Source organism: Kribbella sp. CWNU-51, assembly GCF_054073265.1.
Genome location: NZ_JBSXMZ010000008.1, coordinates 124,493 through 134,771, shown reverse-complemented (window position 1 = coordinate 134,771; position 10,279 = coordinate 124,493). Strand labels below are relative to the sequence as shown.

Genomic DNA, 10,279 nt, shown 5'->3' with positions numbered 1-10,279 from the left:
CGGGCACCGCGCGTCAGCGGGTGATCGAGCGTGTAGGGGTTGTTCGACACGAGCACAACCGCGAGATGCTGGTGCTCGATCCCCATATCGTCAGCCAGGCGCAGCCGCTGGCACCTCTGCGCTTGGGCCGAGCACCTTCTCGGCGGTCTCCAGAAGTGTGCGCATCTTGGCATCGCGGTAGCCGGGACTGCGGACGGCGTCGCCGTAGATACCGAGCGAGACGTTGTTGAGAAACAGGCGGCCATTCACCTCCGCCACGTCGATCAGGCGCTCGATCCCGCCGGTGAACGCCTCGAGCGCGCCGAGCACATCGTGCGGATCCACCCCGAGATCGAGAGCGAAGTGGTTGCGCGTCCCGGCCGGCACGCACACGAACGGAAGCCCATGCGTGGCGGCCTCCGCGGCCACGACCGCCAGCGACCCGTCGCCACCGGCAACCCCCAGCGCGTCCGCACCATCGGCCACGGCTTCCCGGGCGAGCGCTTCCAGGCTCTGGCCCGGCGCGAAGGTGACGGTCTCAATCCCTCGGTCGCGTGCCCGCTCGGCAACCGCAGCGCGTGCGGCCGTGCCCCCGCCAGATCTCGGGTTGACAAACAACACCGGCCGTTGCGGAGGCTCCGAGGACCGCCAGCCAGGACCCGACAGCTCCGACACCATCCACCACATTCTCGCGCAACGACGGTAAGCGTGCTAGTCGCAAATCACCTGCCATCGATGACAGGATCCCGGCCCCCACCTCCACGCCGAAGACGGCGTAACCAGTGGTGCAGTGCAACGCTCAGCCACCGCACCGACAGGCTGCGCAGCCGAGCCAGTGATTCGCATCATTTTGCCAGCGGCGGGACGGAGCGCTGCGGGCCCTTGATGCGGAGCGCCGTCATCGGTAGGTCGTCAGTCGTGGTGCTGATCGTGGTGCGAAATGACGGATAGAGCTCGGGAATTCGCGTGTGGTGCGGGCGGCCGTGTTAGCAAAGCCGCTGGTCGAGACCCTAGGCGACGCCGTAGTTCCTCCTCGCAATGAGAACGTCGGCAGCCGCATTGCTTGGCTTACTGGGCAGAACCACCCAGCAACAGTGATCCGCCTGGAGGTGCGCGACACATGTCCGCCAACTGATTCGCGACCAACTGGAAGCCTGGCGACCCCTCGAGCGCCGACCAACGCACGCGCATGCCGATGTGCGGTCGTGTCGCTGGTCGATGTCTGTGTGACCGAGTCGCATCGGGCTAGCGTGGACAGATGGAGCAGGACGCAGGTGTCCGCCACATTCGCCTCACAACCGGGGTGAGCCTCTCCTATACGTCCACAGGACTCCGCTCCGCGACACCGGTCCTACTCCTACACGCATGGGCTGAGTCTCGGCGCTCCTTCGACCGGCTGCTACGTCTGCTCCCCAACACGGTTCATGCGATAGCGATCGACCAACGCGGCCATGGCGACGCCGAGAGACCAGCCGCTGGATACTCACTCGAAAACCTCGCCGAGGACGTCGAGGCATTCATGAATGCGGTGGGCATCTCTTCTGCCGTCCTGTTGGGTTCGTCCAGCGGCGGGTACGTGGCCCAACAAGTGGCAATCAGCAGCCCGAACCGCGTTGCAGGCCTCGTCCTGGTCGGATCCCCCCGCACGTTACAAGGACGCCCCTCCTTCGCCGACGAGGTCGAACAACTGACCGATCCCATCGACACTGCTTGGGTGAGGAAGTCGTTGACGTGGTTTCCCCGATTCCATCGGGTGCCGCGGTGGTACATCGACGACCGCGTCCGAGACGGTGTCCGCATTCCAGCCCACGTGTGGCGCGAAGCGTTCAACGGCCTCACTGCTGCGCGCCCTCCGACCGACGCGGCGACCATCACGGCACCCACCCTCATCCTTTGGGGTGACCATGACGAGTTGCTGACGCGCGACCACGAGGAACGCCTCGCGGCGGCTATCCCGGACTCTCGACTCGTTGTCTACGAGGACACCGGTCACCTAGTTCTCTGGGAGCAACCAGAGCGGCTGGCTTCCGACTTGACTTCCTTCATCGAGAGTCTGGATGAATGACCGACTGAATCGCCAACCTGCAGGTGATGGGCGCGAGAGTTCGGCGTCCGTGAACATCCGCATCTGCCGCTGTCCGTGCCATAGCCAGTCAACGCCCCCCGGTCTGGGAGGATGACCGACGTGGCCGAGCGTGTCTGGTTCTCGAGCACGAGCGGGCCGAAGCTGGCTGGTCTGGTCGACCATGCACCAGCCCCGGTCCGTGGCTGGGGCGTGTTCTCGCATGGCTTCACCCTTGGCAAGGAGTGCGCCGCCGCCAGCCGGATCTGCAAGCAGTTGGCCAGCGAGGGCATCGGGATGCTCCGCTTCGACAATCTCGGGCTCGGCGATTCCGAGGGCGACTGGGGCGACGGGTCGTTTTCCCACAAGGTCGCCGACACCGCCCAGGCGGTGCGATTCATGAATGAGTCGGGTCGCGAGGTGCGGCTGGTCGTGGGGCACTCCTTCGGCGGCGCGGCAGTCATCGCCGCGGCCCACCACGTCGACTCGGTGCGTGCGGTGGTGAGCATAGGCGCGCCCTATCAACCTGGCCACGTCGAACACAATTACGACGCGCTCGTGGAACGGATCCTCGCCGACGGTGAGGCACCGTTCCTGATCGGCGGCAAGGCGCTCACCCTCCGCCGACACTTCATCGAGGACGTGCGCGCGGCGGACCTGCACGAGCAGATCCGCACGCTGCACCGGGCGCTGCTGGTGATGCATTCACCGACCGACAACACCGTCGGCATCGCCAATGCGAGCGAGATCTTCCGGGCGGCCCGGCACCCGCGCAGTTTCGTGTCGCTGGAGGGCGCCGATCACCTACTGACCGGGCGCAACCAGGCGAAGCGCGCGGCCCGCATCATCAGCGCCTGGGCCGACCCCTACCTGGCCGACCAGTGACAGTCAGCCGCGCTGCCTCTCAGAAGGTGCTTGCTCGGTCCTTGCTGGCAGCAACAGCCGGTGCACAGGCCACGTCCTGGGTGGGTCTACCGGGGGCGGCCGTGGATGTCGCGGGCGACCCGTTGGCGAATCCGGGCGAGTATCAGGTTCGCCAGCAGGCTTTCGATGGCACTCCCGACGCTCCACTCCCGCCGGGTCTGTGCCGAGAGTCCGCCCACGCCCACGGGAGGGACAACCCAGCCCGTCCGAGTAGTCAGTCCCGCCGACATGCTCGGCCGAGTACCCGGATGGCGACGTGTTTACAGCCCATCGAGCCAAGGGCCAAGTGGTTCTCCACGACGCGATCGACTCAGGCAGCGCCTGCCAAGACATCCTCATTTGCCGCGTTGAGGGCGGCTACGCTCGCCCGAAGCAACCGCGATCCGCGCGCTCATGCCGAATTGAGGATGCTTGTGGGCGCGGCCTCGTGGCATTCAGGGCTGTCGGCGATCTGACCCCATCCGTAGGGTGGGTCCATGTCGGTGCAGGTATGTCCGGTGACCGCGGATCGGTGGAGCGACCTGGTCAGCGTGTTCGGTCGGCGCGGTGAGGATCCTTCCTGGTGCTGGTGTCGCCTCTTCCGGACCCGGCGCGGCGGGCCGAACGGGCGCTGGCCGCGGCCCAGGCCAAGATCCGGGCGGGCGCGTTCGATGCCGCGGTGAAGCTGCTGGGGATCGCCGAGGCCGCCCCGTTCGACGAACTCCAGCATGCTCGCGTCGATCTGCTGCGCGCCCAGCTCGCATTCGCGGCAAGCCGCGGCAGCGATGCCTCGCCGCTGCTGCTGAGAGCCGCCCAACGGCTCGAACCCGTCGATGCCGGTCTTGCCCGCGAGACCTACCTGGACGCGCTGAACGCCGCGCTGTTCGCAGGCGGCCTGGCCAGTCCCGGCGGAGGTACGCAGGAGGTGGCGGCGGCAGCGCGTGCGGCGCCGCGACCGCCGCACCCGCCCCGCGGGCGCGATCTCCTCCTGGACGGCCTGGCCGCGACCTTCAGCGAAGGATCCGCGGCAGGAGTGCCCCTGATCCGGCGCGCGGTGGCCGCCTTCGACCGGGACACGTCGGCGGAAGAGGACCTTCACTGGCTGTGGTCTGTCGGCGTCGCGGCTGTCTACCTGTGGGACTACGGGCGGTGGGACACCTTCTCCAGCCGGCACCTCCGGCTCACCCGGGAAGCCGGCGCGCTCAGCGAGCTTCCCCTCGCCCTGACCCAGCGCGCCTACGCCCTCCTGTTCGCGGGCGAGCTGGCCGCCGCGGCCTCCCTGGTCGAGGAAGTGCAGGTCGTCACGGAGGCCACGGGAAGCCGCATCGCGCCCTACGGCGCCCTGGCCCTCGCCGCGCTGCGGGGCCACGAAGCCGAGAGTTCCATCCTGGCCGGCGCCACGAAGGAGGAAGTGGAGTTGCGGGGCGAAGGGCTCGCCGTCGGTGTCGCCGACTGGGCGACCGCGGTGCTCCACAACGGTCTTGGCCACTATGACAAGGCGCTGGTGGCGGCGGACCAGGCCAGCGCAAATGCCGCCGACCTAGGCCCGGCGAACTGGGGTCTGATCGAACTGGTCGAGGCCGCCGCCCGGACCGGGTCGCCCGAGCCCGCCACCGACGCCCTGCGGCGGCTGACGGAGTCGACCAGCGCCAGCGGCAGCGATTGGGGGCTCGGGGTCGAGGCGCGCTCACGGGCGCTGCTGAGCGAGGGCGAAACCGCCGATCGCCTGTACCAGGAGGCGATCGAGCGGCTCGGCAGCACCCGGATGCGTGCGGAGCTGGCCCGCGCGCATCTCATCTACGGCGAATGGCTCCGCCGCGAGAATCGCCGTACCGACGCCCGCGAGCAGCTTCGCCTCGCCCACAAGATGCTCACCGACATGGGGATGGACGGCTTCGCCGACCGCGCCCGCCACGAGCTACTGGCCACCGGAGAAACCGTCCGCAAGCGCACCGCGGACACGCTCACCGACCTCACCGCCCAGGAGGCCCAGATCGCCAAGCTGGCCCGCGACGGGCGCACCAACCACGAGATCGGCAGCCAGCTGTTCATCAGCCCGCGCACCGTCGAGTGGCATCTGGGCAACGTCTTCACCAAGCTCGGAATCACCTCCCGCAAGAACCTCCGCTGACGATCCGCGCCAGGCGCTCCTCGAACGTGGCCAACTCGCGCACGTCCCACGAGCCGGTGAGTCGTTCCTGAGTGCGGGCGGCCCAGGGCACGACGAACGGCGCGAGGAAGGGGCTCAACATGAACACCACGTAGTGGCTGAAGCCGAGGAACATCCACACTCCGAGCACACCGATTAGCAGGAACCCGATCACGATCTTGGCCAAGATCACACCACCCGATGTTTCAGGCAGAGGACGATCGCCCGGCCCATCATGCGGGCGGGCACGGTGAGCCAGTACAGCAGTAGCGACGGCGTACGGGGGATCGCCAGGCGGTGCGCCAACTCGCGTGCCAGGACCGTCTCCAGCTGCTGGGGCGGCAGCCGGTACACCGCCCAACTCGTCACTGCGACTGTTGAGCCGGCGGTGGCCGGCGCGGTCGCCTCCGGTCCCTCGTGCGCCCAGACCCGGTAGTGGTCGGGGCCGACGCCGCCGGCGGTGCAGACCGCCCCTGATCGTGGGTCGGAGTGGGCCAGCGGACGGGGGAGTTGTGGCGCGCGGCGTGGAGCCATTCGTGGAGCGAACTGCCCGATACGGATGAAAAATACGGGCACCGGAGATAGGTTCCTTGCAACGAATGACGCCTGAAGACGGCAGATGTGATGGTGACCTTCCTCCTCGTAATGAGAAGGTCGTCGGTTCGATTCGACAGGCGGCTCCACCTTGCGGTCCCCGGCGGCTGGGGCGTTGCGGGTGTGCGGCCTGACCATCGACGTTTTCGTTGCTCTGGGCACCGTTCGCCCCTTCGCAGAGTAAGCAGCCAACCCGAGTTGAGTCCGACCGGGGGCGTCGACGAGGTTCGCGAGTGGCTGGACGCCTGCATGCCCACCGGGGTCGAAGCGCTGGTGGTCGAAGGAGCGGCGACGAGATTCCAGCCGGGTCACCGCCACTGGATGAAGGTGAATTCTGTTGTGGTCTTGGGGTGCCCGGTTGGTCGGGAGACGTCGATCTGCGCAGGTGGGGTCTGGTTGGCTCGCCTGTCTGGTCGGGTACAGCAAGTGAGATGGCGGCCCGGATGGTCCTGTGGGGGACACCGCGTGGTCGTCGATGACGGTGGACGCGCGGCGACCCGACGTGTGCTCGCGCACGGCTCCTGACGATCGTTCAGGCGCCGGCCCCGGGGCGCGGCCGTCCATCGGGGTCGAACAGCAGGTCGTAGAGCCGAGGCGCCCAACGGAGTTGGGCGTCGCTGAGCTCCGGTGGATCGAGCCGTCGCAGTCGTCCGGGCGGGCGGGCGGCGCGCTCCGACCCGCGCATCGACGCCGCTTCCGCCCGGGCGGCCACCCTCTGACGGCGCCTTCGGTGACCGGGGATGTGCCTGGCCACCGACTTGGGGACGGCAGCGATGCGGTGCGGCACCCGGCCGGTCAACGCCCCGCGGATGCCGCGCTTCTTGTCGGGCACACCGCCGGCATACCACTGGTCCAGGGCATCCGCGCTGGCCACCATCGCGTCGAACAGCTCATGGGGGTCTTCTGGCACGTCGTCGGCGTCACAGCTCAGGTGCTCGGCGACCAGGGTCCGTAGCAGCACTTGCGGGAAGGAGTCCTCGGGCGCGGTCGCGTCCAGGTCTCCGCGCTCGTCGACTACGGTGCAGGCGATCTCACTGTCGCTGGTCCACGAGCGCCGGTTGAAGTTGTCGGATCCCACGCTGGCCCAGCGGTGGTCGATGACGCAGGTCTTGGAGTGCACGTAGATCGGTAGCCCGGTCTCGTTGCACAGGCCGAAGACCGCGACCCGGTCGCCGCCCGCCTCGATGATCGTGCGCATCGCCAGGGACCGCCCGTACCGCTGCGGCACCTCTGCCAGAGCGCCTTCGAGGTCGGGCACCATCGGCAGCACCACCACCAGCCGGAGCTCGGGCTTCGCCCGCAGCACATTGGCGAAGTGCTCGCCCACGTCGTCCGACCACAGGTACTGGTCCTCGACGTAGATCAGCCGGTCGGCCTGGGCGATCGCCTTGGTGTTGCCCAGCATCACCGAGCGCTCGCCTTCGGGTGCGAAGTCGAACCCGGTGGGTGAGATGACTGGGAAGGTCCGGATGATTTGGACGACGTCGTGCCCGTCGGGCCGCGGCGGTGGAGGCGGTGCCTGGGCGCCCAGCGGCTCTGGGGAGAGATCCTCGCGGTGCACCAAACTCGAGATCAGGCGTCCCGGGTTGAGGGTGAGCGGGGTGCTGTCCTCCCAGCGTTCGCGGAACGTCGTCTCCACGTCGTGGACCGCCGGGCCCCGGATCGCCACCTGTACGTCGTGCCACGGCGGGGTGGGGCCGTAGGCGCTGGCGAGCTCCGCCGGTTGTGGGTCGCCGTCGTGGGTGTGGTCGTCGCGCCGGCCATGGCACAGGTCGATGCCGCCGAGGTAGGCGATGTCGCGGGTCGGGTCCTCGGCGTGCCGGATGACCACGAACTTCTGGTGATGGGCGCCGCGGGTACGCACCCGCATGTCCCGCAGGCACTGCCCGCCGGCCTCGCCGATCTCGTCGCCCAGGTAACGATGCCGGTGGGCGCTGAAGCCGAGACGGTGCCAGTGGGACCGCCACAGCAGCCCTCGCACGTCGACGCCGCGCTTGGCCGCCGCGACCAGTGTGGCGTTGAGGGTCGACCCCGGGTCGTCGGTGAGCTGCTCGTCGGGGTCACCTCGCCAGTCGGCGAAGTAGAGGCGGTCCCCGGGGCCCAGACCGATGATGCGCTCGTGGAGTTCCTCGAAGTAGGGCCGCCCGTGGACGATGGCCCGTACGGTGTTGCCGCTGCTCCACGCGGTGCCGTCGCCGCGGACGTCGTCGATCCGCGTGCGCGGGTTCTCCCTCTCCTGGTTGGTCAGGAGCCATGCACGCACATCCACGAAACTCATCTTGTCTGCCTTGTCAAGGGGGTGAAGGGCGCGCCGACCTGCGGGTTCAGGACACCGGCAGTGCAAGGATGCCGTCATGGACCCCGCCGCCGTCTCCCCGTGGCACCGACTGACGCGGGCGGTCGTCTACGCGGTTGTCGTCGCCGTCCCGCTGGCGATGCTGGCGTTCCTCGTCCGCACCAAGTACGACCCGCTGGTGACCCTCGATCAGGACATCATTGTCGCCGCAACCGACTACACCCGCGGCCACCCACGGTTCCGGTCGTTCGTCGAGACGTGGGAGTTGATCAGCCAGCCCTGGGTGATGTACCTGTTCCTGGGCCTGCCGGTGAGCCTCTACGTCTGGTTCGGCAAGCACCTGCGGACGCGGGCCTGGTGGGCGCTGGCGACGATGGCCGCCGGCTGGGCCGTCGCGGGCGTGCTCAAGCTTCTCGTACGCCGTGCCCGTCCCGAGATCGACGACCCGTTCGCCCAGCACGCCGGGTTCTCCTTCCCCTCCGGTCACGCCACCAACAACGCCATCGTCGTCACCGTGGTCGTCCTGCTGATCTGGCCCCGCGTGGGTACCGGCCTTCGGGGGCTGCTGGTCGGCCTCGGTGCGGTCTGGGTGATCGTGACGTGTGCCGACAGGCTCTACGCGGGCGCCCACTTCCTGTCCGACGTCACGGCCGGCGTGCTGCCCGGGTGCGGGCTGACGGCCGCGTCGTACGCGGGCTATGTGGGCTGGACGCCGCCAACCCCCACCGGCAGCACGACGAAAGGTTCAAACTGATGGCGTTCCTCACCCGCTGGCAGGACGACACGTCCCGACCCACCGCCAAGGAGGCGGGCCGTGACCTGGTGGTCCGCGCACTGGCCCCTCTCGTGGTGTGGTGGCTGGCCGTGGTCGGGATGGGCTGGCTCCTCACCGACGGCCCGCTGAAGGACCTGGGCGTCTCCGAGGAGAGCGTCAACAAGAGCCTGGAGTCGTCACGCACGACGTTCTGGGACCCGGTCACGCTCTTCTTCTCGTGGACGGGCGCAACGGTCAGCATCATCGGCGTGTGCCTGGTCGTGGTCGTGCTGGTCTGGCGGCGGACCAAGCAGTGGTGGTTCGCGGTCGTGCCACTGATCGCGATCAGCCTGCAGGGAATGGTCTTCTTCTTCACCACGCTCCTCATCGACCGCGAGCGCCCCGACGTCGAGAAGCTGGACGACTCGCCGCCGACCTCCAGCTTCCCGAGCGGGCACACCGGTGCCGCGACCGGGCTGTACGTCACGCTGGGGCTGATGGCCCTGCGGATCACGAACCCGGTGCTCCGCAGCGCGGTGGTCAGCGTATGCCTGGCGATCCCGTTCCTCGTTGCGACGGCACGGCTCTACCGGGGCATGCACCACGTCAGCGACGTGGTGGTGGCCATCGCCAACGGCTTGGTCGCGGCCCTGCTCGCCTGGTGCTGGCTGCGTCGCGGCGACGTGGAGGATCAGACGCGCGCGTAGCGGGCACGCGCGAACGAGTACACGCCGTACGCCGCCAGGCCGAGCGCGATGACGAGCAGGATGACCGGGCCGGCGGGCAGGTCCCGCATCGATCGGAGCGCCCCGTCCAGGCCGGTAGCCTCGCCCGCCCGCTTGTGGATCGCGGCCGTGATGAAGAGGATGCCCACGGCCGCCAATGCGATGCCCTTGCCGATGTAGCCGACCTTGGCGGCGATGACCACCCACCGACCCGGGTGCTCCCGCAGGTCCCTGAGGAACCGTTCCCGCCAGCCCTTGTCCACGTGGTAAGCGGCGATGCCGATGGTCGCGACGCCGACCAGACCGACGAGCACCCGGCCGGCCGGTGCCTCCATCAGGGTTGCCGTGAATTCCTTGGTCTGCTTGTTGCTCGACGTACGACCGCCCGAGGCGAACGTGAAGGACATCCAGGCGAGCGCGCTGTACAGGACGAGCTTGCCGGCGGCCTTCGCCTTGTCGGACGCCTGGTGCCGGGTGACGAGCTCGGTGAGCTGCCAGAGGGCGAGCAGGGTGAAACCGGCCGCGATCACCCAGAGCAGGACCTGTCCCAACGGGTCCTCGGCGAGTGTCTCCAGCGCCCCCGACTGGCTCGCCTCCTTGCCGCCGCGGCCGACAGCGATCTGTACGGTCAGGTAGGCGAGCAGCAGGTGCAGGACGCCGCTCGCGCCGTAGCCGAGGCGAGCCCCCCACTCGACCACGGGATGGTCACCGGTCGTGGCTGCGGCCCTCTTCGCCGAGTCGCTCACGTCGCCGGCCCGATCGCCGATGCTGTTCATCATGTCCCCCTTGCCTACACGTCTACCCAGCCACCGCCGCT

10 protein-coding genes are annotated in these 10,279 nt (G+C 68.7%); 5 read left to right on the top strand and 5 right to left on the bottom strand.

Annotation, left to right across the window (positions count from 1 at the left end; all coding sequences use genetic code 11):
- Nucleotides 1-90: 90 nt before the first annotated feature.
- Nucleotides 91-657: a diacylglycerol/lipid kinase family protein gene (locus ACXC9Q_RS13805; RefSeq protein WP_457056895.1), complete on the bottom strand. Its 567-nt coding sequence runs from the start codon at nt 655-657 to the stop codon at nt 91-93.
- 580 nt (nt 658-1,237) lie between these two features.
- Between ACXC9Q_RS13805 and ACXC9Q_RS13800 the strand changes: the two genes are divergently transcribed.
- The 3 genes from ACXC9Q_RS13800 to ACXC9Q_RS13790 all read left to right on the top strand — a co-directional run bounded on the left by ACXC9Q_RS13800 (nt 1,238) and on the right by ACXC9Q_RS13790 (nt 5,075).
- A complete protein-coding gene (locus ACXC9Q_RS13800; protein ID WP_457056894.1) occupies nt 1,238-2,044 on the top strand; it encodes an alpha/beta fold hydrolase in 807 nt (268 codons plus the stop codon).
- Between the two features lie 120 nt (nt 2,045-2,164).
- Nucleotides 2,165-2,926, top strand: coding sequence for an alpha/beta hydrolase family protein (locus tag ACXC9Q_RS13795; protein WP_457056893.1), 762 nt, complete (start codon nt 2,165-2,167; stop codon nt 2,924-2,926).
- 601 nt (nt 2,927-3,527) lie between these two features.
- The gene (locus ACXC9Q_RS13790; RefSeq protein ID WP_457056892.1) at nt 3,528-5,075 is read left to right on the top strand and encodes a helix-turn-helix transcriptional regulator; all 1,548 of its coding nucleotides are present in this window, start codon (nt 3,528-3,530) and stop codon (nt 5,073-5,075) included.
- On the opposite strand, the gene ACXC9Q_RS13785 is transcribed toward ACXC9Q_RS13790, so the two are convergent.
- The 3 genes from ACXC9Q_RS13785 to ACXC9Q_RS13775 all read right to left on the bottom strand — a co-directional run bounded on the left by ACXC9Q_RS13785 (nt 5,050) and on the right by ACXC9Q_RS13775 (nt 7,965).
- A complete protein-coding gene (locus ACXC9Q_RS13785; RefSeq protein WP_457056891.1) occupies nt 5,050-5,280 on the bottom strand; it encodes a hypothetical protein in 231 nt (76 codons plus the stop codon). The two genes, ACXC9Q_RS13790 and ACXC9Q_RS13785, sit on opposite strands and share 26 nt — an antisense overlap.
- A 2-nt stretch (nt 5,281-5,282) precedes the next feature.
- Nucleotides 5,283-5,627 (bottom strand): hypothetical protein, encoded by a 345-nt coding sequence (locus tag ACXC9Q_RS13780; RefSeq protein ID WP_457056890.1) that lies wholly within the window; start codon nt 5,625-5,627, stop codon nt 5,283-5,285.
- 592 nt (nt 5,628-6,219) lie between these two features.
- Nucleotides 6,220-7,965: a phospholipase D family protein gene (locus tag ACXC9Q_RS13775; protein WP_457056889.1), complete on the bottom strand. Its 1,746-nt coding sequence runs from the start codon at nt 7,963-7,965 to the stop codon at nt 6,220-6,222.
- Nucleotides 7,966-8,041: 76 nt separating this feature from the next.
- On the opposite strand from ACXC9Q_RS13775, the gene ACXC9Q_RS13770 reads away from it, so the two are divergent.
- Complete coding sequence (locus ACXC9Q_RS13770; RefSeq protein ID WP_457056888.1) at nt 8,042-8,737, top strand: phosphatase PAP2 family protein; 696 nt, start codon at nt 8,042-8,044, stop codon at nt 8,735-8,737.
- Nucleotides 8,737-9,444, top strand: coding sequence for a phosphatase PAP2 family protein (locus ACXC9Q_RS13765; RefSeq protein WP_457056887.1), 708 nt, complete (start codon nt 8,737-8,739; stop codon nt 9,442-9,444). Before ACXC9Q_RS13770 ends, ACXC9Q_RS13765 begins: the two co-directional genes overlap by 1 nt.
- On the opposite strand, the gene ACXC9Q_RS13760 is transcribed toward ACXC9Q_RS13765, so the two are convergent.
- Nucleotides 9,429-10,238, bottom strand: coding sequence for a DUF1206 domain-containing protein (locus ACXC9Q_RS13760; protein WP_457056886.1), 810 nt, complete (start codon nt 10,236-10,238; stop codon nt 9,429-9,431). The genes ACXC9Q_RS13765 and ACXC9Q_RS13760 overlap by 16 nt on opposite strands.
- Nucleotides 10,239-10,279 lie beyond the last annotated feature (41 nt).

Excerpts from the sequence above, each read along its gene's own strand:
- ACXC9Q_RS13775 (WP_457056889.1), bottom strand. The coding sequence starts at position 7,965 with ATGAGTTTCGTGGATGTGCGTGCATGGCTCCTGACCAACCAGGAGAGG.
- ACXC9Q_RS13760 (WP_457056886.1), bottom strand. The coding sequence starts at position 10,238 with ATGAACAGCATCGGCGATCGGGCCGGCGACGTGAGCGACTCGGCGAAG.
- ACXC9Q_RS13780 (WP_457056890.1), bottom strand. The coding sequence starts at position 5,627 with ATGGCTCCACGCCGCGCGCCACAACTCCCCCGTCCGCTGGCCCACTCC.
- ACXC9Q_RS13765 (WP_457056887.1), top strand. The coding sequence starts at position 8,737 with ATGGCGTTCCTCACCCGCTGGCAGGACGACACGTCCCGACCCACCGCC.
- ACXC9Q_RS13770 (WP_457056888.1), top strand. The coding sequence starts at position 8,042 with ATGGACCCCGCCGCCGTCTCCCCGTGGCACCGACTGACGCGGGCGGTC.
- ACXC9Q_RS13800 (WP_457056894.1), top strand. The coding sequence starts at position 1,238 with ATGGAGCAGGACGCAGGTGTCCGCCACATTCGCCTCACAACCGGGGTG.
- ACXC9Q_RS13805 (WP_457056895.1), bottom strand. The coding sequence starts at position 657 with ATGGTGTCGGAGCTGTCGGGTCCTGGCTGGCGGTCCTCGGAGCCTCCG.